This is a genomic window from Marinomonas fungiae, assembly GCF_001418205.1.
Classification (GTDB): Bacteria; Pseudomonadota; Gammaproteobacteria; order Pseudomonadales; family Marinomonadaceae; genus Marinomonas; species Marinomonas fungiae.
The window spans coordinates 1-23,082 of record NZ_LIQF01000007.1; the positions used below are offsets into that span (position 1 = coordinate 1).

Annotated in this window: 20 protein-coding genes; 15 read left to right on the forward strand and 5 right to left on the reverse strand. The window is 47.7% G+C overall.

The features are described from left to right. Positions 1-165: 165 nt before the first annotated feature. Positions 166-978: a MurR/RpiR family transcriptional regulator gene (locus ASC49_RS11410; RefSeq protein WP_245624700.1), complete on the reverse strand. Its 813-nt coding sequence runs from the start codon at positions 976-978 to the stop codon at positions 166-168. 87 nt (positions 979-1,065) lie between these two features. Then, entirely contained in the window at positions 1,066-2,691 is a 1,626-nt protein-coding gene (locus tag ASC49_RS11415) for a methyl-accepting chemotaxis protein (RefSeq protein WP_055463381.1), read from the reverse strand. A 368-nt stretch (positions 2,692-3,059) separates the two neighbouring features. On the opposite strand from ASC49_RS11415, the gene ASC49_RS11425 reads away from it, so the two are divergent. The 5 genes from ASC49_RS11425 to ASC49_RS11450 all read left to right on the forward strand — a co-directional run bounded on the left by ASC49_RS11425 (position 3,060) and on the right by ASC49_RS11450 (position 7,439). After that, a complete protein-coding gene (locus ASC49_RS11425; RefSeq protein ID WP_055463383.1) occupies positions 3,060-3,854 on the forward strand; it encodes a transporter substrate-binding domain-containing protein in 795 nt (264 codons plus the stop codon). A gap of 9 nt (positions 3,855-3,863) precedes the next feature. Continuing rightward, on the forward strand, positions 3,864-4,526 hold the full coding sequence (locus ASC49_RS11430) for an amino acid ABC transporter permease (protein ID WP_055463384.1): 663 nt from the start codon (positions 3,864-3,866) through the stop codon (positions 4,524-4,526). Beyond that, a complete protein-coding gene (locus tag ASC49_RS11435; RefSeq protein ID WP_055463385.1) occupies positions 4,523-5,173 on the forward strand; it encodes an amino acid ABC transporter permease in 651 nt (216 codons plus the stop codon). The genes ASC49_RS11430 and ASC49_RS11435 overlap by 4 nt, the downstream gene beginning before the upstream one ends. Beyond that, positions 5,160-5,888 (forward strand): amino acid ABC transporter ATP-binding protein, encoded by a 729-nt coding sequence (locus ASC49_RS11440; protein WP_055463386.1) that lies wholly within the window; start codon positions 5,160-5,162, stop codon positions 5,886-5,888. Before ASC49_RS11435 ends, ASC49_RS11440 begins: the two co-directional genes overlap by 14 nt. A 510-nt stretch (positions 5,889-6,398) precedes the next feature. Next, positions 6,399-7,439 (forward strand): glycosyltransferase family 9 protein, encoded by a 1,041-nt coding sequence (locus ASC49_RS11450; RefSeq protein ID WP_055463388.1) that lies wholly within the window; start codon positions 6,399-6,401, stop codon positions 7,437-7,439. Positions 7,440-7,591: 152 nt separating this feature from the next. Here the strand turns inward: ASC49_RS11450 and ASC49_RS11455 are convergent, their stop codons facing one another. After that, entirely contained in the window at positions 7,592-8,080 is a 489-nt protein-coding gene (locus tag ASC49_RS11455) for a hypothetical protein (protein WP_055463389.1), read from the reverse strand. 196 nt (positions 8,081-8,276) lie between these two features. On the opposite strand from ASC49_RS11455, the gene ASC49_RS11460 reads away from it, so the two are divergent. The 8 genes from ASC49_RS11460 to ASC49_RS11495 all read left to right on the forward strand — a co-directional run bounded on the left by ASC49_RS11460 (position 8,277) and on the right by ASC49_RS11495 (position 14,744). Beyond that, complete coding sequence (locus tag ASC49_RS11460; protein ID WP_055463390.1) at positions 8,277-8,693, forward strand: GNAT family acetyltransferase; 417 nt, start codon at positions 8,277-8,279, stop codon at positions 8,691-8,693. A 145-nt stretch (positions 8,694-8,838) separates the two neighbouring features. Further along, the gene (locus tag ASC49_RS11465) at positions 8,839-9,258 is read left to right on the forward strand and encodes a MarR family winged helix-turn-helix transcriptional regulator (protein WP_055463391.1); all 420 of its coding nucleotides are present in this window, start codon (positions 8,839-8,841) and stop codon (positions 9,256-9,258) included. A gap of 28 nt (positions 9,259-9,286) precedes the next feature. Continuing rightward, on the forward strand, positions 9,287-10,342 hold the full coding sequence (locus tag ASC49_RS11470; protein ID WP_055463392.1) for an HlyD family secretion protein: 1,056 nt from the start codon (positions 9,287-9,289) through the stop codon (positions 10,340-10,342). A 9-nt stretch (positions 10,343-10,351) separates the two neighbouring features. Next, on the forward strand, positions 10,352-11,881 hold the full coding sequence (locus ASC49_RS11475; RefSeq protein ID WP_055463393.1) for a DHA2 family efflux MFS transporter permease subunit: 1,530 nt from the start codon (positions 10,352-10,354) through the stop codon (positions 11,879-11,881). A 90-nt stretch (positions 11,882-11,971) separates the two neighbouring features. Beyond that, positions 11,972-12,370 carry a hypothetical protein gene (locus ASC49_RS11480; protein ID WP_055463394.1) on the forward strand — a complete coding sequence of 133 codons (399 nt, stop codon included), beginning with the start codon at positions 11,972-11,974 and terminating at the stop codon, positions 12,368-12,370. A gap of 54 nt (positions 12,371-12,424) precedes the next feature. Further along, the gene (locus ASC49_RS11485; RefSeq protein ID WP_055463395.1) at positions 12,425-12,991 is read left to right on the forward strand and encodes a copper chaperone PCu(A)C; all 567 of its coding nucleotides are present in this window, start codon (positions 12,425-12,427) and stop codon (positions 12,989-12,991) included. 105 nt (positions 12,992-13,096) lie between these two features. Continuing rightward, the gene (locus tag ASC49_RS11490) at positions 13,097-13,696 is read left to right on the forward strand and encodes a gamma-glutamylcyclotransferase family protein (RefSeq protein ID WP_055463396.1); all 600 of its coding nucleotides are present in this window, start codon (positions 13,097-13,099) and stop codon (positions 13,694-13,696) included. After that, the gene (locus tag ASC49_RS11495; RefSeq protein ID WP_055463397.1) at positions 13,686-14,744 is read left to right on the forward strand and encodes a class I SAM-dependent methyltransferase; all 1,059 of its coding nucleotides are present in this window, start codon (positions 13,686-13,688) and stop codon (positions 14,742-14,744) included. Before ASC49_RS11490 ends, ASC49_RS11495 begins: the two co-directional genes overlap by 11 nt. A 25-nt stretch (positions 14,745-14,769) precedes the next feature. On the opposite strand, the gene ASC49_RS11500 is transcribed toward ASC49_RS11495, so the two are convergent. Then, on the reverse strand, positions 14,770-16,404 hold the full coding sequence (locus ASC49_RS11500; RefSeq protein ID WP_211262056.1) for a phosphoethanolamine transferase: 1,635 nt from the start codon (positions 16,402-16,404) through the stop codon (positions 14,770-14,772). A 316-nt stretch (positions 16,405-16,720) separates the two neighbouring features. Between ASC49_RS11500 and ASC49_RS11505 the strand changes: the two genes are divergently transcribed. Then, a complete protein-coding gene (locus ASC49_RS11505) occupies positions 16,721-18,052 on the forward strand; it encodes a hypothetical protein (protein WP_055463398.1) in 1,332 nt (443 codons plus the stop codon). Positions 18,053-18,071: 19 nt separating this feature from the next. Here ASC49_RS11505 and ASC49_RS11510 read toward each other — a convergent pair whose 3' ends face one another. Beyond that, the gene (locus ASC49_RS11510; RefSeq protein ID WP_055463399.1) at positions 18,072-20,225 is read right to left on the reverse strand and encodes an FAD-dependent oxidoreductase; all 2,154 of its coding nucleotides are present in this window, start codon (positions 20,223-20,225) and stop codon (positions 18,072-18,074) included. 296 nt (positions 20,226-20,521) lie between these two features. Between ASC49_RS11510 and ASC49_RS11515 the strand changes: the two genes are divergently transcribed. Beyond that, positions 20,522-22,870, forward strand: a complete 2,349-nt coding sequence (locus ASC49_RS11515; RefSeq protein WP_055463400.1) for a glucose/quinate/shikimate family membrane-bound PQQ-dependent dehydrogenase — start codon at positions 20,522-20,524, stop codon at positions 22,868-22,870. Positions 22,871-23,082: the final 212 nt, after the last annotated feature.

Below are 23,082 nucleotides of genomic sequence, written 5' to 3' on the forward strand. Positions count from 1 at the left end.
TCTGATGGCAGTCATTAGAAGCTGATGTGCGTGCAGGGATCTGACCCCAGAAAGGCTATTGTCTTTGTCTGATCAGGTATCTAAAGAATGGCCATCGCATTTAAAACTTACGAATCTGACTGGCTTTTGAATCTTTTGTTACCAAGCGGAACCATAGCCGCTTTACTAGGACTCCATCTCATCCAAGTCCTTGTAGAGCTTTGAAATGGCCTGAGTGCGATGCTGTGCTGTCTCTCCAATCAATGCATAAACTTGGTTACAAAGCATGGAAACTAAGCTCATAGGCGCAGCGTAGCTGTAAAAGGGGTTATTGTCGCCCAAATGGCACACCAGCACTTGGCGCACCTGTTGGTTATAGATCTGTCCAGTTGGGTCAGTGACCAAAACCGTATTACGACCTTCTAGCGCTTCGACGATCTTTTTAAAGATATGGGTGCGTCGACGAAAGCCAAATAATACGATCACTTCGTCCTCTAAAATATCGTGTAGATCTTCCCCAAGCGTTTGCCCAGGCTGAGGTAGAAGGCGTACCGATGGTCGAATTTGCTGTAGCTGCTGACGAAAATGCAGCGCAACAGGATAGGAGTTACGAAATCCGATTAAAGTAACTCGTGATGCGGTTGCAAGCTGACGGCTGATTTCCTCCAGTACCTCGGTACGCAGTCCTTCGAACGTCAGTGTTAAGTTGTTCAACTCTTCCGTCGTTTGGTCGATCTCACTGCCTTGTGTCAGTAACGGAACACCGCTTTGACGAAGTTGCAATTGCGCTTGTTTGGCATCTTGCTGAGAGTCAAAGCCTAATTGACGAAAGAATCGACTCACGGTCGCTTTCGACGTTTGTGTGTGCTCTGCAATTTCGGCCGAAGTTTGACTTACAATCGCCAAGGGATGTTGCTGAAGATAATTCGCAATAGTGCGCGCCGATGGCGACAAAGTGGGGTAGTTCTGTTCAATAAGTGAGAGGACATCCTGCTTCACGGTAATGTGCTGCCTTCAATGATAACGAATATACATACGTTAATCGAAAGCAGCAGTCGTGCCAACTAACTCTTACCGAATGAGGCTTCAGGAAGGCAAGCGAAAAGTGGATGTAGCTGATTTACTGCGCATCACCGCAGCTTGTAATGTATTGGTAAGCGACTCGAGCTGCTCTGAAGTAAGCGTGTTGTGACGAATTACATCTACGATCATTTGAACTTGCTGTCTAATGTTAGACGCATCTTGGCTTTGCTGAGCGGCTAGTTGTGTTAAGTCATTGAGGCTGTGTAATGCTTGAGCTGAATCCTCTTCTAACTGAGACAGAGGAGTCACCACTTGCTCGATTTGCTCCATTCCATGATGTACCTTTGCTCGGCCTTGCTCCAGTTCAGAAGCAACCTGTGTGGCTAATTGACTAATTTGCGTGATGACATGGTCAATTGATTCGGTAACCGATGCGGTATTGTTTGCCAGATTACGTACTTCATCCGCAACTACGGCGAAGCCTCGTCCTGTTTCCCCTGCGCGAGCTGCCTCGATCGAAGCATTTAGTGCGAGCAAATTAGTTTGGTCGGCTACCTCTCGTATTTGGTCAACGAATTCTGTTACTTTTGCTGCACTTTGTTCCAAGTCTGCAACCGAAGTCGCGCTGTCCGCCATAAAGTTAGCAACATTACGAATATCCGTTGATGCGGCATTAATAACAACTACGCCTTGCTTAGCGAGTTGGTGTGCCGAATCCGCTTGGTCTTTTGCTGAAGTAAGATGGCTAGCAATCCGCTGCGAGACATTACTTAGCTGTGTAATCGAATGGTCAATGCTAGTCGCCATTTTCTCTTGCGACTGGGCCCCCGTTCGAACGTCAGTGACCGTTGTGCCGATAGCGTTCACGGAATCTGAAACAGTATGAACGCTCAGATTAATATCTTTTAGTAAGTTGACCAAGCTTGAACGCATTTTCTCTGTGCTATGTGCTAGATGAGCCAGTTCCCCTGAAGTATTCAATAACACAGGCTTAGAGACATCGCCTTCAGCTACTTGATCTAAGATTGCGCCAACTGACTGAAGGGGGTGCACGACAGAACGGGTGATGAGCAACGCCATGATCAAACCTGCAATCAAGGCGAGTAGGCCAATGCTTAACATCATGATGATCGCCTGATCACTGCTTTCTAAAACGTCCTGTTGCTGCTCTGACATCGCCAAGCGCTGAGTGTCTGCATAGGCTTGGGCGAGTTTTATAAAGTCTTCTAGCTGCACTCGTGTGTCGCCTGACATTTGTTTTTTTGCATCGTCTAGCTCACCAAATTCAAGGGCTTCTACTGTTGCTTGCAGGGCACTTTGATAGCGTGTTTTCTGATCGATCAGCTGAGCAAGTTTAGTGGTATCACCTGTGCTATCTGTTAGGTTTTGCATGCCTTCAATACGGGCGTCCATGGCGGCATTTTTGGCATCAATTTCTTTGTAGATTGCAACGCGCTGGTCTCGCTCATCTAACACAAACAATAGTAATAGGCGACTAGCTAACCCTTCAGCAAGATTGGTCAGCTCTGTGCTGGACTCCACTAGCTGTGCATTACGCTCCACAATCTGTTCTAAGCTTGCCGTGAGGTTATGTAACCGAGTAATCGCAACGCCGGTGATAACCGATAGTAAAATCAGCAAGGTCATAAAGCTTGCTATCAATTTCCCTTTAATGGTCCTGATGCCCATATTCAACTCCCCGTACTTTGATACGCCAGTGGTATTTAAATTAGACGTAATCACTTAGAGAGTTATTACAGCCTCCTGCAATTTCTTGCTTTTTAGGCTAACCGTGTCAGATCAGAATAAGTGATTACAGTATGATTGCTCTTTTTTGGTGCGACGATATTTGTTTGGCGTTATAACAGGGCGCTTTAAAAATTGACTTATTGGTCAGATAGTTAGGGGTAAAATAATGTTCAAAGCGAATAAAATCTAATGCCTGTTGGTACTTACGCTTCACGAGATAAAATGGTGAAACTTTAGTTTCATATTGGCATGGGTGTTGCAAAATGTGTTTCATAACTATCACAAAGTGAAACGAGGCAACCACAATCATGAAAGCACTAAAGCAACTACTAGGAAAAACTCTTCTTGCAACCGCTTGTTTAGGTACTGCAGTTTCCGCTATGGCGGACGTACTAAGCGATATCAAAGCTCGTGACGAGATCCGCATTGCGGTTCCGCAAGATTTCCCTCCATTCGGTTCTGTTGGAGCGGATCTGAAGCCACAGGGGATTGATGTGGATATGGCTCACTACATTGCCGATCAGCTAGGCGTTGATTTGACTATTGTGCCGGTGACCAGCGCTAACCGTATTCCTTACCTACAAACGAATAAAGTAGATCTTGTGATTTCCAGCTTAGGGAAAAACCCTGAGCGTGAAAAAGCCATCGATTTTTCAACGCCTTATGCGCCATTCTTTTTAGGGGTGTTCGGTGATCAGAGTGTCGCGGTTGGTGCATTACAGGATTTGTCGGGTAAAACGGTGGGTGTTACACGTGGCTCTGTCGAAGATTTAGAGCTTGAGAAGAATGCACCAAGTGATGTGACCATCCAACGCTTTGAAGATAACAACACTACCCTCACTGCTTACTTGTCAGGTCAAGTTAACTTGATTGCAACAGGTAACCTAGTGGCAACCGAAATTGCTAAACGCAAACCAGCCCGAGCTCCAGAAGCAAAGTTCATGTTGAAAGACTCTCCATGTTACATCGGTATGGCTAAAGGTGAAGCCGCGCTACAGTCAGAAGTAAATGCCATCATTGCGAAAGCATTAGCGGAAGGGAAATTAAACGATATCTCGGTTAAATGGTTGAAAGCGCCTCTGCCTAAAGGCTTCGGTGCGTAAGGCTAAATTATGCTGAATTTTTCAGACCTATTACCTTACACGGATATGTTCTTAGGTGGTCTGTTGACCACCTTGGAGCTGACCGTTTTGACCACTGTTCTGGGCATCTTGGTCGGTACTACCTGTGCCGCCATCCGCCAGTACGGTAGTGTTGGTAGCAAACGTGCCGTGGCTGCATACGTTGAATTGATCCGCAATACGCCTTTTATCGTGCAGTTGTTCTTTATTTTCTTTGGCTTGCCTTCCATTGGCCTAATGTTGACACCTTGGCAAGCCAGTATCATTGCGCTGACCATCAATTTAGGAGCCTACAGCACGGAGATCATCCGCGCCGGTCTAAGCAATATTCCTAAAGGGCAGTGGGAAGCGGCCAAAGTCCTGGGTTTAAACTTCCGTCAAACACTGATTCGCGTGATCTTCACGCCCGCCTTTGAAAAGATTTATCCAGCCCTGACCAGTCAATGCATCATCGTCATGTTAGGGTCTGCTGTGCTGTCACAAATTTCGGTCGAAGATCTCACTTACGCCGCTAACTTAGTTCAATCGCGTAACTTTCGAGCGTTTGAAAGCTATGTCGTAACAGCGCTGATGTATTTAGGTTTGGCTATGTTCATGCGTTATGTGTTTACTCTGATTGGTAAACGTGTATTCGCTTTTCGGGAGGCTCAATGATTGAATTTTCGAACTGGGATATTCTGCGCAACCTGTTGATTGCCACTCAATGGACCGTCTTACTTTCGATCGCAGCATTTGCTGGGGGAACCGCTGTGGCACTGGTTTTGACGGCGATGCGTTTAACACGCAATGTGGCCATGATGCGCATTGTTAAAGTCTATGTTGAGCTATTTCAAGGTACGCCTCTCCTGATGCAGATGTTCCTGTGTTTCTTTGGTTTATCGATGGTTGGCTACGAAATTTCCGCATGGGGCGCTGCGATCCTATCGCTCACACTTTTCACCAGTGCCTTCTTAGTTGAAATCTGGCGTGGTTGTATCGATACCTTGCCGAAAGGTCAATGGGAAGCGAGTCGGGTACTTGGCTTGAATTTTCTACAAACCTTACGTCATGTGATTCTGCCACAAGCGACCAAAGTCGCCTTTGCTCCGACGGTTGGTTTCTCGGTGCAAGTGGTAAAAGGTACTGCACTTGCGTCCGTCATTGGCTTTGTTGAACTCACCAAAGCCGGCACCATGCTCAACAACGCTACCTTTGAGCCTTTCAAAGTCTTCGCCTTTGTCGCGCTGATCTATTTTGCCCTATGTTACCCGCTGTCTCTGTGCAGCAAGTATTTGGAGAAGAAATACCATGTCGCTCGTTAAGCTAGATCAAGTCCATAAATACTATGGCGACTTCCATGTGCTTAAAGGCATTGATCTCAATATCAAAGCGGGAGAAGTGGTATCCATTATTGGTAGAAGTGGCTCGGGCAAGAGCACTTTATTACGTTGCATTAATGGTCTGGAAGAATACCAAGAGGGCGGCATCTCAGTTGACGATAAAGAGGTCACTTCGGACGATATTCAAGTACGTCGATTGGCACTCAGTGTGGGTATGATCTTCCAAAGTTTTAATTTGTTCCCACATCTGACGGTGGGAGAAAATATCATGCTCGCACCGACCATCGTGTTGAAAAAGACTAAGGCCGAAGCCGAGAAAACGGCTCGTGTGATGCTTGAAAAGGTAGGACTTGGGGATAAGTTTGACCGTTATCCAGAGAAACTGTCTGGCGGTCAGCAGCAGCGTGTCGCCATTGCTCGGGCCTTGGCGATGAATCCCAAAGTGTTACTCTGTGATGAGATTACGTCAGCGCTAGATCCTGAATTAGTTGGTGAGGTGTTGAAAGTCTTGGAACAGCTCGCGGCTGAGGGCATGACATTGATCCTAGTGACCCATGAAATGAACTTCGCTCGAGACGTGGGCGATCGCGTGGTGTTTATGCATCAAGGCAAAGTATGGGAGCAGGGCAATTCTAAAAAACTGCTGTCTGAACCAGAAACAGAAGAGCTAAAGCAATTCATTGGCGCGGTACTCTAGCAAAGTTTTCCACAAGTGCTTAAAAGCGATAATCGTAAGGGGTCGCTTTTAAGCCGGACAACAAAAGCCCGCGCTAACGTGCCAATTGAATGATGTAAACTTTGAATGACATAGCATTGTTGAAAACTAATCCTATCCAGCTAGTGATGTTTTTAGGAAATTTGTTTATGTTTAAAGCTCATTTACTGTTTCAGTGAGCCACTATGATAATGGGCCTGTACCGAAAGCTAGTTGCTGCGAGCATCAGTTTTACAATATGTCGAAAAGGTGTGACGGCGATCGAGTATGCTGTGGTGAGCGTGACTATAGTCGCGATCGTAGCTGCCGTCTTTAACCCATCTACGGGACCTCTCTACGACGCTATGATCGCGGCCAAAAATGCCATTATTGCAGCGCTTGAAAATAACACCTAAGTTTTTGGCGATGTGAAAAAAATAATGACTGTTTTTGGGATCTTCTAACAACCTCGAGTACAATTCCTGACAATTTATATACGAATGGAATGTGTTCATGACTCGACTCCCGCCAGACCGTTTGAAGCACCTATGGTTCGAACGAGGGGCATATGCCAATAAAAAAGCGCGCCAGTTTCTTAGAGAAGAATTTGATCCAAAAGCGGTTAAAAAAATTACTGTGATTCGCCATGCCGCATTAGGGGATCAAGTAATTCTTCGGCCTTTTCTTATCGAAGCACGGAAATTCTTCCCAAATGCCCACATTACTCTCGCGGCAGTGTCGAACTACCAGTATGGCATGCCTACCGATTTGGTAGATGATGTGAGTATTATGCCTGGCTCTGATATGCGTAAGACCACTGGCACGAAAGATAAAATCGCCTGCATCAAAGCGCTGGGTGAGCAAGACATTATGTTTGATTTGGCCAGCACCAATCGTTCCCATTGGATGATGGCACTGGGCAAAGCCAAACTTAAGATCGGTTTCCCATACGGAGCTGTACTGAAACGACTGCTATATGATATTGCCGTGTTCCGCTCGGATTTACAGCCGGAAGTTGAAGTGATGCTGGATATGCTACGTATATTGGGTCATACCCCCCCAATGCGCCTAGATTTCGCTTACCCGGATCATCAAGATGTTTGCGCTAAGGAGAAGCCTTTTATTCTTTATTTCAATGGCGCATCCATGAAAGACAAGATTTTGTCAAAAGAACAAATGCGTGAGTTGGTTGAAAAGAGTATGGCTGCCCTACCGGGTTATCAGCATGTTTATTTGGAAGGTAAAAATGACTTTGAGAAAGGCGAGTTCCTGAGGGATCTGGAGGCTAAAGAGAACTTCTCGATTCAGGCTTGCTTGCCTCTCGATGAGCTGGTTATGAAGGTGGCACAAGCTTCATTGTTAGTCGCACCGGATACCGGTGTGCGTAACATTGCTATTTCAACTCATACGCCAACAGTGGGGATCTTTTATTTCACAGTGCCGTATCGTTATACACCACTGTATGAACCACATCACATTGTGATGCGCTCTGATGCCAGTGTGCCTTCTAGCGATGAAATTGTGGCAAGTGTCGTTCAAGCGCTACAGTCTTAATTCGATATAAAAACGCCCACTCAATAGAGTGGGCGCTAGCGCAGAACTTAAATGCTATCACGGCGTTGCTGCAAAACTGGTGTACTTGGGGGCGTCATGCAAGCATTGGCCTAACGTTCCCCATGTAAATCGGAGAGAAGCTAGCTGACCCTCTAAATCGCTTCGTTCGGATTGTCTATATCAAATAAGTAAGCCCATTCTTTACTGCGCCCCATCGCATCTTTCATCTGTACTTTTAATACCCACTGCATACGTTCATCAGTACACAATGGTACGACAACCTGACTGTGCCAAGTATTATCAGGGCGTTTGCTAAGTGGGTATTCATACACCCCGAGGTACATGTCTCGTCCTTCTAAGACAAGTTTTACATCTTGGGCATTTTGCACTGCTTTGGGTAAATCAAGGGTGGTACTGATACGACGGTTTAAGCGAATACCATCTTCAAATTGAATGGTGGCACCATTGAAGCGCTCAGGTGTTTCTTGCAGTGTGCAAAGACCTGTATCGAGGTTACATGGCCCTAGCGCATCAGGCAGTGGATCTTCAGAGTGGACCCACTTCACAATCGCCGCCACGCCAAATACAGAGACAAATGCACCAGCGTAGAAGAGCAGTTCAATTTTGCTGAAAACTTTCATAGGTTGTAGTTCTTTCGATCGATTTTTGTATCTTGTACGTATTTTACCCTGTAACAGACCACGGGGGCAGAAAAGAGTTCGAAGTAATCTAGATTTTAGTCCCATAGAGGTTTGCAAATGTGCATACCAGGATGGGCATATCGGTCGCTTTTGTATATATTGAAGCGAACTAGGTGTACTCATAGGAGAAGACGTCATGACAATAAGAAGGGTACAGCCAATTGATTTGGGGCCACTGGTTGAGCTATGGGAAATGGTGTTCCCAGATGATCCTTCCCATAATGCGCCCCGATCTATGCTGCCAACGAAGCTGGATGTGGATGATTTGATTCTCGTCGCTTGGGATGAGGGTCAGTTAGTCGGGGCTTGTATGGTGGGCTATGACGGCCATCGTGGCTGGTTATACGCTGTAGCGGTGCATCCCGATCATCGCCGTAAACATATTGGTACTAATTTGATCAATGCATCCTTTGAGACACTAAAGTCCTTAGGGTGCATAAAGGTCAATTTACAAGTACGTGAAGTCAATAACCCTGAAGTGGTGGCCTTTTACGAGTCACTGGGGTTTAAAGTAGAGCAACGTATCAGCATGGGTAAGCTGCTCGAAGAGTAGGCGCGATTCATGGTCTTAAGAGAAGGGCGACCCAAAAGGTCGCCCTTTTTTCGTTTAAGGATTAAGGGTGCAGATTAAAAAGGATACATTGAATATAGTAAGCAATGTATATAATAATCTTTGCTTATAAAAAGGGTGATTCGGTATGAGTATGACAAAAGAAATTGGCTTTTTAATCACGGACGTAAAGCGCTTGCTACGCCGCGAGTACTTAAAAAGCGAGTTACCTGTGACGCCGATGCAGGCGCGCGCATTGGCTTATGTTAGTCGATACGAGGGCATCCGACAGGTCGCTTTATCTGAAATCCTAGAAATACAACCCATTACAACAGCGCGACTCATCGATCAACTGAGTGAAGAGGGGTTAGTGGAGCGTCGCCAAGATCCGAGTGATCGACGTGCTTATTGTTTGTATTTGGGAGAAGGAGCTCGCCAAAAACTAGACGATATTGGGTTTGTGGTCGAACAGGTTAATCAAAAAGCGTTGGCGGGGCTGAGTGCTAAAGACATTCAGCAGCTCGAACGCTTACTGAAAATAATGCACAGCAACTTGGGGCAAGATTAGCCCATAAAACAGTAGAGAGGACATCAATATGGGTGAACAAGCCACGCCACCAAAGCAAGTGACGCAGCGTAATAAACGTCGCGTCTTGTTGTTTGCTCTGCCTTTATTGGTCGTTGTCGGGGCGGCCTATGCGTATTTGCAAGGTGGTCGTTATGTGGAAACAGATAATGCGTTTGTGAAAAACGACAAAACGGCGATTACTGCGGAAGTATCAGGCACCATCCAAACTTTATCGGTCAAAGAGAACCAAGTGGTCGCCGCAGGTGATCCTCTATTCGAATTGAATCCGGTCCCTTTTAAAACAGCGGTGGCCCAAGCCCAAGCACAGCTAGAGCAAGTACGCATCGACCTGTTGTCGCAGAAAGCGGCCTATGAAGAAAAGTTGGCGGAAATCGAGCTGGCTAAAAGTAACCTCGCCTATCATCAGCGCGATGAACAGCGCCAAGCAGATCTACTGAAAAAACGCTACATCTCCGATTCTCAGTTTGATACCTCAACTCACACCACACAATCTAGCCAGCTACAAATTATTGCTTTAGAAAAAGATTTACGCCGCTTGCGTGAAGCGTTAGGCGGCGATGTCAATCAAGCGGTGGAGTTGCATCCAAGCTATCAAGCTGCGTTGGCGGCATTGCAGCAAGCTCGCTTAGATCTGGCGCACACCAGTGTTTATGCGCCCACCAGTGGCGTGGTGACGAATGTTCCTACTGCTGGTGAATACATTACCACAGAGCGTAGTGCCATGGTCTTGGTTGCCAATCAACAGCCGTGGATTGAAGCAAACTTTACCGAAAAAGATATGACCTACATGCACGCCGGCCAGCATGTAGAGATTGAAGTGGACGCGTATCCTGGGGTGACTTGGCACGGCAAAGTAGACAGTATCAGCCCTGCTACCGGTGCGGAGTTCTCGGTGATCCCTGCTGAGAATGCGACGGGTAACTGGGTGAAAGTGACACAACGGGTTCCTGTTCGAATCCATGTCGATCCCATTACGAATGGTCCAATCTTGCGTGCGGGGTTAAGTACCGTTGTGACCGTTGATACGGAACATCGAACACGTTTGCTAGGCGTACAGTTGTAGGAGAGTCGTATGGTACTGTCCCAAGCCAAACAAGGAGGTGAAAGCTTTAATCGAATCATGGTGACGGTCTCTGTCATGCTAGCGACGATTATGCAGGCGCTGGATACCACTATTGCCAATGTGGCACTGCCGCATATGCAAGGCGCCATGGGGGCAACGCAAGATCAAATTTCTTGGGTGCTCACGTCTTACATTGTCGCCGCTGCGATCTGTATGCCGCTGACAGGCTTTTTTGCCGCACGATTTGGCCGTAAACGATTATTTCTATGGTCTGTGGTAGGTTTTACCGTTGCCTCGATCCTGTGTGGTATGGCGCAGTCCTTAAACCAGATTATCCTGTTTCGACTGCTGCAAGGGGTATTTGGGGCCAGCTTGGTACCACTCTCTCAGGCGATCTTGTTAGACAGCTACCCGAAGGAAAAGCATGGCTCGGCCATGGCCATGTGGGGTGTTGGCGTGATGGTTGGGCCGATCTTAGGTCCATTCTTAGGGGGCTTGCTGACCGAGTATTACAGCTGGCGCTGGGTCTTCTACATCAACGTACCGTTTGGCATCTTGGCGTGGATTGGTATCACCTCGTTTGTGCAAGAAACGGATCTACAAAAAGATCGAAAGTTCGACTTTTTTGGTTTCGCGTTGTTGGCACTGGGCATTGGTGCTCTGCAGATGATGCTAGATCGTGGCGAAAGCCAAGACTGGTTTAGTAGCCTTGAAATCCTTATTGAAGCGGGGTTGGCCGTGTTGTGTTTGTATATGTTTGTGGTGCATATCAACACACACAGTTCACCGTTTATTGATACGGCGCTCTTTCGTGATCGTAACTTCTCAGTAGGGCTGTTGTTTATTTTTATCGTCGGGATTATTTTGCTGGCAACGATGGCGTTGTTGCCTCCATTTATGCAAAACTTGATGGGCTATCAAGTGGTGGATGTGGGCATGATTTTAGCCCCTCGCGGCTTTGGAACCATGGCGATGATGATGTTAGTTGGACGTCTTTCTAGCAAAGTCGATCCGCGCCATTTTATTTTTATCGGATTGCTGCTGATCATCTGGTCCATGTGGGAAATGACCCAGTTTACCTTAGACACGACGGCCACTGCGATTGTCCTCACTGGTGTGGTACAAGGGGCGGGACTTGGTTTGATCTTTGTGCCCCTGTCGACGATTTCTTTTGCGACGTTAGCGCCGCACCTGCGTACGGAAGCGTCTTCGTTGTTCAGCTTGTTACGTAACATCGGCAGCAGTATCGGGATTTCAATTGTGGCGACCTATTTAACGCAGCACACGCAGATTAATCATGCGATTTTTGCTGAGCAGATCACGCCCTTTAATCTAGGGTTGAATCTTGCCGAGCAAGCGGGGGTCTATTCAACAGAGACGGTACAAGGGCTCGCCAGTCTAAATCAAATGGTGAGTGCACAGGCTGCAACCCTAGCTTACTTACAAGATTTTCGCCTGATGATGTGGGTTACCGTGGCGGCACTGCCTTTGGTGTTTATTTTAGGCGGGCCAAATAAAGCGCAAGCCAAAGTCGCTTAATTACCTGCACTTGTTGCCGTGAGGGCTTTCATACTAGGATTTTCTGGTTAATTTCTCTACAATGGCGGCACGTTTTTCTGTGGTAACGTCATGTCGACAACATTAGCTGATCGTTTGCGTAAATTAGGACGCTGGGTGCTATGCGCTTGGGTGCTGTCCTTACTTGGTCCGCTGGTCGTACCAACGCAGCCTGTTGTGCAGGACGACTACGTAGTACTGCGGGTGTGTAGCTTGATGAACGGTGTGCAGTTTATCAAGGTGCCACTGTCAGACTTCTCCGATAGCAAAGTAAAAGACCACATTAGCCAGCTGCATGCCAGCTGTAAGTGTGGCTTAAACGTTGACCACCTTTCAATTATTGCGGCAGACGCGGCTCTGCCAAGCCTGAATTTTGCGCCAGCACGCTGGGCAATCCCCGTTAATGGGCACGTTATTGCGACTTTCGATGCTCATTATTCTCCCCGTGCCCCGCCACTACAGATTAGCTAACTCAAACAACATAATTTCAGTTTTTTGCCACTCTATCTGTTAGTAGGTGTATTTATGTCTATTCGTATATTTTCGAAATTGGCGCTGGCTATGGCCGTGACTGCGTCATCTGTTTCTATGGCAGCTTCGCTGGAAGCAGTGAATCCTGCGGTGCGGGCGATGCCACCGGGTGCGCCAGCAAGTGGCGCTTATGTGACGCTTGTGAACCATTCTGAGCAGGAACGTTTCTTGATTGGAGCGGAAAGCACGGCCGCAGAGAATGTCGAAATCCACGTAAGTGAAATGCAGGGTGATACCATGGTGATGAACCGTGTGGAGCAAATCGCTGTGCCCGCTCATGGTCAGACGGAGCTAAAGCCGGGTGGATACCACATTATGATGATGGGGCTAGTCGCACCTTTGAAGGCGGGCGACCACGTGGATTTTACGCTGGTCATGAAAAATGGAGAGCGTATTCCAATGCAAGCGCCAGTGCTGTCCCCCGACGAGATGGCGAAATATATGCCATCAGGCATGTCTATGAAGCATATGGATCATAGCAAGATGGATCATGGCTCAATGTCACATGATAAAGAGCACAAAGGTCATAACGAGATGGGCGAGCATAGCGCCCACCATTAAGCGGCGCAAGGCTAGGTCATGCTATTCATCTAGCCTCTGCTCTCCCAGCACGTTATCATGGCGGCTTGAAAACCATTCTTGCTGATCCCGTCTACAGGAGGGCCCATGAGTCGTCATTATATCCTTGGCTATGGCAGCCTAATTAGTTCACAAAGCCGTGCAAAAACCGGAGAAACAGGTCGTGTGTGGCCGGTAAAATTGCATGGCTATGAGCGTTCTTGGGCGGTGATGTCCAAAGCGCTTGGTATGAGCTCTGTCGCGGTGCTAAAAGCAGAACATAAAGCCTGTAACGGGGTTTTAATCGAAGTGGCTGAAGACCAGTTTCCCTTGTTTGATGAGCGAGAACAGGGCTATCAACGTTCGCAAATCGCACTGCATCAATTGCAGCCTTACCACGATGAGCCGTTACCAGAAGGTACTTATTGGGTCTATCACGCTGAAGAAGTGGTCGCACCCTGTCCGGTGTACCCGATTGTATTGAGCTATGTGGATGTGATCCTAGCGGGTTGCTTAGAGCACGGCGAGCATTTTGTCCGTGACTTTGTCGAGCTCACACAGGGCTGGCAGTCTCCTTCCGTGAATGATCGCCCAACACCGATTTACCCAAGGGCCCAAACAGAATTATCGACTGAGCAGATCAACCCGTGGTTGGCGCCAGTCTCGACTTTGACATTACATGAGCTAACTCTTTCCTATGACTCTTAATTCCCCTAGCTTATTGCTAGAGCGTAACGAAGCGCAATTTTCTGGCAAGGTATTGTTTGCCAACCCAGAAGATAGCTACCCACGAAACCTAGGCCGCGAGGCTGAGGTCTTTGCTTGGTGCCAATCACACACAACCTATGAGCAACTGGTGCGTGTGGGGATGCCGGAGGAGACGCTGCATTTCGGTGAGCAGTGGGAGGCGGACAAAGCATCGGATTTTGACCATGTGATTATTTACCAGCCGAAAGCCAAAGAGCTGTTGGATTATTTGTTGGCAGTGACACTTCCGTTGCTTAAACAAGGTGGTGCCGTGTGGCTTGTCGGAGATAACAAAAGCGGTGTGAAGTCCTCTATGAAGCGCCTTGTTGCGCCGCTAGAGGAAGTCGGTAAGGTTGACAGTGCCAAACATTGTTTTTTGTTCAGTGGCCGTAAGTTAGGTGAGGCGAAACCGTTTATTTTTGAGGATTGGATCACCACTTGGCAGCAAGAAGTGGCCGGACAACGCTTTACACTGTGCAGCATTCCTGGGGTGTTTGGCCACGGTAAATTGGACAAAGGCACGGCTTTACTGTTAGAGCAATTATCGCAGCACCGCTTTATGAGTGGTGTTGATAAGGCTCGTTTGCTTGATTTCGGTTGTGGTGACGGCGTGATTAGTATGTGGTTGCATAAGCGCACGGGTGCCAACATCAGTGCCTTAGATGACTCAGCTTTGGCACTCAAAGCCACCGAGCTTACGTTTGCCGCCAATAATGCCAGCGACGCTCTGACTGTTATAGCCTCGAATGGCCTTGCGAATGCCAAAGGTCGCTATAACTACGTCATCACCAACCCGCCATTCCATACCGGTATCAGTACGGATTACTCGATCGCTGAGCGTTTCTTCATCGAGGTGAAAAAACATCTGACGTTAAATGGTGAGTTGTTTGTCGTGGCAAACGATTTTCTCCGTTATCCGCCTCTTATGGACGCGGCCTTGGGCAAGCATCAAACCTTGTTAAAAGGCAGTGGCTTTGCGGTGTATCATGCTCGCCAAGTAAAGAACTAAAATCTGACCGCTGTAGTATGTTGCATCATGCGTGTGATGATGGCCTGCTACAGCGGGAGAACATGTCTAACTGATCGCTTTTGGCCTGCGTTTTAATGCCGTATATGCCCAGTAATGAGTGGTATAAGTTGTCATGAGAAAACGACTCCTGTGATGCCATATGACTAAAGCAGGCCCGATCAATCCCTTTCGCCTGAACGTATTGCTCTGGTAGCCAAAACAACCAAGGCACGTGGGTTTGTTCCGCTGGCGCCATAGCGTATGGCGTGCCATGTAGATACATACCATTTTCCCCTAACGACTCACCGTGGTCGGATACATAGGTCAGCGCGATATTGTAGTGCTCTTGATAGGGCTTGAGGGTCTCGATGACTTTCTCAATAAAGTAGTCGGTGTAAACAATCGTATTATCGTAGACGTTACGGATCGCGTCATCGCTACAGTGCTCAATATCACTTTGGTTGCAGCTTGGCTCAAAGGTTTCCATGTCTGCAGGGTAACGCTGCCAGTAAGTTGGACCGTGGCTGCCCATGGTATGTAATACGAGGAACTTATCTTGGCTCTTTCCTTCGATAAAGGTTTGCATTGGCGCCAACATGCTCTCGTCGTAGCAGTATTCAGTATTACAGAATGGGCTATTAAGCTCGTTTGCGTTAACAATGTGATTTGGCTGCGCCGCGCCTTTATCGCCACCATCGTTTTCAATCCACAACGTCTCTACGCCAGCTTTGGCAATCACATCGACGATACTGTCGCGCGACAGCGCCATGGCTTTGTCGTAATCGGCTTGCTTTAGATCTGAGAACATACAAGGCACTGACAGTGCGGTATAAGTGCCACATGAGGTGACTTTATTCAGGGAAATTAAGCCTTCGGATGCGGTGTAAGGATTAGTGTTACGGTCATAACCATTTTGCGTGAAGTTCTGCGCGCGCGCTGTTTCGCCTAAAATCATCACCACTAATGAAGGCTTGTTATTTTGACTGGATGCTAGCTGAGCATCATCACCAACGGAAATGTACTCTAAAGGGGTACTGAAGTAGGTGTTATTGAGATATTTGATCGAGTTAAAAAACTGCGCGGGGATGATCATGCCGCCCAAGTAGTGATTATTTCGACCAATGGATGCGTAGTTTTTGTATTGCGTACCCAAGACACTACCGATGCCGATTACACCTATCAACATCAGAGCCAAGCGCGGTTTGAACTGTCCCCAAATACCTTTTGGGTAGTCTATCTTGAACCAGCCAAGCAGCATACAAGGCAGTACGCCATACAGCAGAATAAATCCGATAGAGCTAGCGTTTAAGTAAGTGCCCGCTTCGCTTGAGTTGGTCTCAAAGACGTTCTCCATCATGCTGACACCAAGAGAAATATGGTATTGCTCGACACCATACATGGCTACCGCAGACGTCAGTGTCAGGAACATCATAAACGGCTTAAACAGATATGGGATGGATACCAGACTGAACAAAACAACTAATAAGCTGAACAGTAGAACCGGAGCGCTGTATTGGAAAAGTACTAAGCCACTTTCTTGGCCGAGTTCAAACAGCTTGCCAAGCAGTGGACGATTCAGCACAAAGGTGTAATAAAGCGCGAGCAATACTACAAGGTACTGAATCTTTATCGAGTAACGGGCAGCAAAAAGGTTACGCACAGCAATAAATCCTGCTAATAGTGGATGATCTTAGTGGGCAATGTAGGGGCGCTAGCTTAAGCAAAGATTAAGTTGCTTAATCTTTGCTGAATATTCACTGGTCACGCTGGTTGTTCTGCAAGTCTAGCCATGTCATGTTCACTGGACATTGAAACGACATAAGGAATAACGATGGATGTAAGACAGACGAAGCCAGTTTGTTACGCCAATTTGAACCCGTTACCGAAAGAAAACACTCGTGGTGTAAATCATTGATAAGGCCGCCTTTATTGATGCGAAACCCTTCTCTCCAAGTCGATTCTAAAAAGGATGCTGCATGCGCTTCGGTAAGCTTGCTAAGGATCAGCTGAATATCAAAGGCTTATCCGGTTATGGGGTTGTCATAGGCTGCACACTGTTTCTGTTGACTCTTATCCCCGGTTTAAGTGGCTTATCGATGCTGTCGGCGTTGATTTATTGGATCGTCTGTATCAGTGCTTGGCCTCGTATTAATGGCCGTAATAAACGCCAAATCGGCCTGTTAATTTGTGTCGGCTTGGTGGCGTTGGTGATGGCGCTGAGCACGGACGTGTCCATCCCTTTTTGGCATTTGCTGGAAGGCAACCTAGGTATTGTGGCCATGTTGTCTGCCGTGTCCTTTTTGGGGCTCTTACCGGACACAGTCAAGCAAAGTAAACCCGTTGTGGGTAGCAAAGGGGTGGTGAGCACTTGGGCCAGCGTTCAGCTACTCGGGGCGGTCATCAATATGTCTGCGGTGTTCGTGGTTGGGGATAAGTTACAGCGCTTATCCAAAGAAATGTCCACAGCTCAGTTCTCGGTAATTGTTCGCGCTTTGACCAGCGCAGGTTGGTGGTCGCCATTTTTTGCGTCAGTTGCGGTTGCCTTGTCGATTGCTCCCAAAGCGGAGTTCCATCATTTAGCGATGATTGGTGTCCCGATTGCCGTGATTGCCTGTGCAATGTCCCTGTGGGAGTTTAAACGTAATGGCAGCATCGCGGATTTTGTCGGTTTCCCATTGGCGCTGAGCTCGTTGCTGTTTCCGGTAACACTGGCCGCGTTGGTCTTGGTGTTTCACTATTTTATCTTACCGGATGTGGCCATCTTATCGATTGTCACTTTGCTTAGCCCCTTGTCTGTCATAGTGCTTCTGTTGCTGCGCAATGGCCCGCGTCATACGCAACAGCGCTTAACGGATCATGCCAATATCCGCTTGACGGGAATGGCAAATGAATTATCGCTGTTTCTCGCGGCAGGCTTTCTAACCACCACTGTCAGTCTTGCGCTAAAAGGGGCACTGGGTGAAGGGTGGTCGTTGTTTGAACAGTTCGGTTTTATCGAAGCCTACAGCTGTTTTTTGGCCATTTGTGGTATTGCGTTATTGGGACTGCATCCTATTGTCGGGATTTCATTAATGAGCTCGGTCGTGCCGTTCAACGAGGTGAATAATACCTTGCTGGCATTTGTGTCGCTGTGTGCTTGGGCCGTGGGCACATCGGTGAGCCCTTTATCCGGTATTAATTTATCCGTCTCTGGCAAATACGGTGTGGATAACTTTAAGCTAGCCAGAGCCAATTTCCAGTACGGTGCGATTATGTCGCTGTGGGTGGCGCTTGCCATGTTTATTCTAAGTTGGAGGTTGCAGGCGTGAGGCGCCTGCAAACGATGGTTCAGCCTTTGCGACGCCAAGCGTGATAACGTTCTAACCAAGGCATCAGCCATTCTGGTGCATGGGCTTTCTTCCATTCTCCTGCGGCGTATTTATTGGCTTCGGCCCAAGTAGGGTAGGCGTGAATGGTGCCAAGAACCTTGTTCAAACCAAGGCCCTGTTTCATCGCTAGGACAAATTCCGGCAACATTTCCCCCGCATGTTCGGCGACAATGGTGACGCCCAATATGCGATCTTTATTGGGAACCGTTAGCACCTTGATCAGCCCCTGTGCACTGCTTTCCGTGATGGCGCGGTCCAAATCCGAAATATCATAAGTCGTTACCTCGTAAGCGATGTTTTGAACATTTGCCTCACGCTCATTTAGCCCAACACGAGCGACTTGTGGGTCGACAAAGGTCACCGCAGGAATCACGCGATAATCCGCTTTAAAGCGCTTAAATTGGCCGAATAGGGCGTTTACACTGGCATACCATGCTTGGTGTGCGGCCACATGGGTGAGTTGATAGGGCCCTGCTACATCACCTGCGGCCAAGATATTTGGATACAGGGTTTCTAAGTAATCATTGGTATCAATGGTGCGCTCGGTCTTGATGCCTAGCTCTTCCAGCCCAAACCCCTCTAAACGTGCTTGGCGGCCAAGCGCCACCAGCACCATATCAAACTCAATGCTGCTTTTCTTCCCATCTTGTTGTTTTAAAAAGGCTTTTGAGACTCTATCAATACTTTCAAAGCATTCTACGGTGGTGTTGGTGATGACCTGAACGCCTTCCTCTTCGAGGGTTTGACGAACTAAAATGCTGATCTCCGTATCTTCTTTTGAGAGTAAATACTCACTTTTTTCAATCAATGTGACCTGACTACCGAGTCGTTGCATGGCTTGTGATAGCTCACAGCCAATCGGTCCGCCGCCTAATACCAAGAGACGTTTTGGTGGCGCGTCCAGCTTCTGAAAGGTTTGCCATAAGGTATCGCTGGTGATATGGGGTACGCTCTCTAACCCTTTGATAGCCGGAACAAACGGTCGCGCACCGCTAGCAATAATAATGCTCTTGCTGGTGAGTGTATGCTTACTTCCGCCTTCGTCTGTGATCTCGACTCGCCAAGGGTCAAGCAGCTTCGCATGGCCTTGGCGCACGTCTACCCCCAGCTTGCTATAACGCTCAACGCTGTCATGGGGCTCGATTTGCATGATGACGTTCTGCACTCTAGCCATGACGTGTTTAAACGAAAAGGTTGGTGTGCTAGACGTCAGACCATAGCGTTCGGCGTGGCGCATCTGGTCGGCGACTTTCGCACTTTTGATTAACGCTTTGCTCGGCACACAACCAAAGTTCAGGCAGTCTCCGCCCATATGTGATTGTTCTATAAGGGTTACTTTGGCTTTTACCGTAGCACCGATGTAAGCGCTTACTAATCCTGCGGCGCCGCCACCGATGACAATCAAATTACGGTCAAACTGTTTAGGTGGCTGTAGGCCTTGATAAACACGACGCTTTTTTATTAAGGAAAGCAATAGCTTAGCAAACCAAGGAAAAATCCCTAGTAGGGCAAAAGAGAGCAGTAAGCTAGGCGATACGATGCTGCTGAGACCATCGATCTGCGCCAGCTGTGTTCCAGCGTTTACATACACCGCTGTGCCAGCCAGCATGCCCACTTGAGAAACCCAATAAAAGGTCCATGTCTTAATTGGGGTTAAACCCATTAATAGATTGATAAGAAAAAATGGGAACACAGGGACAAGGCGTAGGGTAAATAAGTAAAACGCACCATCTTGTGTCACCCCCTGATTGATGGCTTGGAGGCGTTGTTGAAAGCGACTCTGCGCCCAATCACGTAAAAAGTATCGCGCACCGATAAACGCTATGGTCGCACCTAGCGTGCTGGCAAAGGATATAATCGCTAAGCCCCAACCCAAACCAAATAAGGCGCCGCCAGCCAATGTCATTAAGGTGGCGCCCGGAATCGATAGCGCAGTTACCAGTACATACAACACAAAAAATGCCAAGGTCGTCAGTAGCGGCTGTTGATCGCGCCACTGCTGAAATTGATGCAGGTTTTGCTGCAAAAAATCCAGGGTCAGCCATTCATGAAACTGCGAAAACAACAGGTATCCTGCAACAATTAGTAATCCGGCTAGGGCTGTTTTCTTCATCTTCGTCTCTCAATACTCGTCGCTGGAAATAGCGCTCATGGTGGTGTCTTCATTAGACAAGGATCACGTGAAAATCTTACATCACTAAAAATAATTTGTGTTAAGCCTTAGTCGTTCACGTCAGCGCATGCGGTAATTTTTCTACCTTTATTGGTGAATTATAAGTGCACAATCTTCTCCAATTGATAACAAAACGGTAATAACAAATACAAACATTTACATCGCACTAGAATAGTTCCTACTCTAATAATATCGCCTCTAACCATATTTATTCGAACAGGGAGTTTGAACGAGCCATGTTTCTCTTAACTGCGTTGTTTAGTGTAATTGGTATTGTGCTTGCCGTCGGTGGTGTTTGGTTGCTCGCCCTTGATGGAAGTGCTTATTACGCCATTTCTGGCGTACTTTTTCTGATCATCGCGACATTATTAAAGCGCCGTCGCAGCTCGGCCCATCTGATGTATGCGTTGTTGTTGGCTGGCTCCCTAGTCTGGGCTTTGTGGGAGTCCGGTTTTGACTGGTGGCCATTAGCAAGTCGTATGGGATTATGGCTAGCGCTTGCTTTACCTCTGATGATTTTTGTTCGTCGCAATGCATTTCAAGCGAACAAGATATTATTGCCAGTCTGGATTGTGTGTACGGCATTAACCCTGAGTCCATTGGCCATGCAGGACCCGACTGCGGTGGAAGGTACCATGGCTAACCGAGTAATTGATCCTGATGCCAACATTGGTTTTGCAGATAAAAGCGAATGGCGTGCCTATGGTCGCACCAACCTCGGTCAGCGCTTTTCTCCGGTCAACCAAATTACCGTTGATAATATAGATGACCTAGAGTTGGCTTGGGAATATCAAACGGGAGATACCAAAGGCCCTCGCGATGTCACCGAGACGACCTATCAAGTAACGCCATTAAAGCTGGGAAATGCCTTATATCTTTGTACACCACATAATTGGTTAATTGCTCTGAATGCCGATACGGGCGAAGAGCTGTGGAAATACGATGCCAAAGTACCGGCGGAAAGCCAGCGTCAGCACCAAACTTGTCGAGGTGTGTCGTATTTACCGCCGAGTGATGTCGACGAAGCCTCCTATCAAAATGTGGCTGTTAAAGTTAATCAACCATCTGAGCAACTAGAACCGGTGCAATGTAATGCCCAGCTGTTTATGCCAACGTCTGATGCTCGTTTGCTGGCCTTCGACCCAACCACGGGTGCCTTGTGTGAGAACTTTGCCGACGCTGGTGTATTGGATCTCATGCACAACATGCCATACACCCAATCAGGCTACTATTACTCAACTTCACCGCCACTAGTCGCTAATGGTCGAGTCGTCGTTGCGGGGGCAGTGAATGATAATTACGACATTAACTCTCCGTCAGGTGTTATTCGTGCTTACGATGTGAAAACCGGCGAATTGGTGTGGAACTGGGATTCTGGACACCCTGACGACACATCACCTATTGGGCCAGATGAAACCTATGCGGTCAGCTCACCCAATAGTTGGTCTGTGGCAAGTGCGGACGAAGAGCTCGGTCTAGCCTATTTCCCAATGGGGAATCGCACCCCAGATCAGTTAGGCATGTATCGCTCTCCTGCGGAAGAAAAGTACGCAACCTCAGTGGTTGCCCTCAGTCTGGAAACCGGCCAAGCGCAGTGGGTGCAGCAATTTGTGCACCATGACTTATGGGACATGGATACCCCAGCGCAGCCCGTTCTTTTGGACTTAGAAACAGATGAAGGCAAGCAGCCTGCGCTAGTGGTACCGACTAAGCAAGGTGATGTGTACGTGCTTAACCGTGCCACAGGTGAGCCGATTTTCCCGATTACTGAAGAGCCTGCACCACAAGGTGCGCTTCCGGGAGATTTCACTGCGCCGACACAGCCTACCTCCGCCGTGAGCTTTAAACCTGAACCGTTAACGGAAGCGAAAATGTGGGGAGCCACACCGATTGATCAAATGCTGTGCCGTATTGAGTTCAATAGTTTGGATTACGAAGGTCGTTACACTCCGCCTTCTGAGAAGGGCGCCTTAATTTATCCTGGTAATTTCGGTGTATTCAATTGGGGGAGCGTGGCTGTTGACCCTCGTCGTCAGGTAATGTTTGGCATGCCCTTGTATCTCGCGTTTACCTCAAAGCTCGTGGCAAAAGATGGTCAAGACTTGGGGGAAACCAACCGCGGAGAACAAGGCCTTAATGAAAATGCCGGTGCTCCCTACGCAGTAGAAATGGGACCTTTCTTGTCGCCAATTGGTATTCCATGTCAGCAACCGCCTTGGGGCTATGTGGCAGGTGTGGATTTACAAACAGGCAAAACGGCTTGGCAACATAAGAATGGGACGATTGAGGACCTAACGCCACTGAAATTACCGATTAAAATGGGTGTGCCGGGAATTGGCGGGCCTATTATTACCGACAGTGGTGTAGTGTTCATGGCAGCGAGCGTGGACAACTACCTACGCGCTTACAATATCAAAACCGGCACGCAAATTTGGCAAGCGCGGCTACCTGCAGGCGGCCAAGCGACGCCTATGACTTACATAAACAGTCAAGGCGAGCAGATGGTCGTTCAGGTTGCAGGAGGCCACGGCTCAATTGGCACCACGATAGGTGACTACGTGCTGGCTTATAAACTGTCCAAATAGCAGTCCGCAACTGCAGAAAAGCCCAGCCAGCCCGCTGGGCTTTTTTATGTCATTTAGTTTTGCAAAAAATGATTTTTGATTTTTTTAGTTATAACGAAACGCGCTGCAAACAGTACATTTTGATATTGGCTAAGCGGTCAAGATTTTTTTATGATGCAGCCCAATAGTGGTCAAAAGCTACGATCTTCAAGAATTTAGACTGGAAACAACAG

Coding starts and splice junctions, on each gene's coding strand:
- ASC49_RS11415 (WP_055463381.1), bottom strand. CDS start 2,691: ATGGGCATCAGGACCATTAAAGGGAAATTGATAGCAAGCTTTATGACC.
- ASC49_RS11425 (WP_055463383.1), top strand. CDS start 3,060: ATGAAAGCACTAAAGCAACTACTAGGAAAAACTCTTCTTGCAACCGCT.
- ASC49_RS11430 (WP_055463384.1), top strand. CDS start 3,864: ATGCTGAATTTTTCAGACCTATTACCTTACACGGATATGTTCTTAGGT.
- ASC49_RS11435 (WP_055463385.1), top strand. CDS start 4,523: ATGATTGAATTTTCGAACTGGGATATTCTGCGCAACCTGTTGATTGCC.
- ASC49_RS11440 (WP_055463386.1), top strand. CDS start 5,160: ATGTCGCTCGTTAAGCTAGATCAAGTCCATAAATACTATGGCGACTTC.
- ASC49_RS11450 (WP_055463388.1), top strand. CDS start 6,399: ATGACTCGACTCCCGCCAGACCGTTTGAAGCACCTATGGTTCGAACGA.
- ASC49_RS11455 (WP_055463389.1), bottom strand. CDS start 8,080: ATGAAAGTTTTCAGCAAAATTGAACTGCTCTTCTACGCTGGTGCATTT.
- ASC49_RS11460 (WP_055463390.1), top strand. CDS start 8,277: ATGACAATAAGAAGGGTACAGCCAATTGATTTGGGGCCACTGGTTGAG.
- ASC49_RS11465 (WP_055463391.1), top strand. CDS start 8,839: ATGAGTATGACAAAAGAAATTGGCTTTTTAATCACGGACGTAAAGCGC.
- ASC49_RS11470 (WP_055463392.1), top strand. CDS start 9,287: ATGGGTGAACAAGCCACGCCACCAAAGCAAGTGACGCAGCGTAATAAA.
- ASC49_RS11475 (WP_055463393.1), top strand. CDS start 10,352: ATGGTACTGTCCCAAGCCAAACAAGGAGGTGAAAGCTTTAATCGAATC.
- ASC49_RS11480 (WP_055463394.1), top strand. CDS start 11,972: ATGTCGACAACATTAGCTGATCGTTTGCGTAAATTAGGACGCTGGGTG.
- ASC49_RS11485 (WP_055463395.1), top strand. CDS start 12,425: ATGTCTATTCGTATATTTTCGAAATTGGCGCTGGCTATGGCCGTGACT.
- ASC49_RS11490 (WP_055463396.1), top strand. CDS start 13,097: ATGAGTCGTCATTATATCCTTGGCTATGGCAGCCTAATTAGTTCACAA.
- ASC49_RS11495 (WP_055463397.1), top strand. CDS start 13,686: ATGACTCTTAATTCCCCTAGCTTATTGCTAGAGCGTAACGAAGCGCAA.
- ASC49_RS11505 (WP_055463398.1), top strand. CDS start 16,721: ATGCGCTTCGGTAAGCTTGCTAAGGATCAGCTGAATATCAAAGGCTTA.
- ASC49_RS11510 (WP_055463399.1), bottom strand. CDS start 20,225: ATGAAGAAAACAGCCCTAGCCGGATTACTAATTGTTGCAGGATACCTG.
- ASC49_RS11515 (WP_055463400.1), top strand. CDS start 20,522: ATGTTTCTCTTAACTGCGTTGTTTAGTGTAATTGGTATTGTGCTTGCC.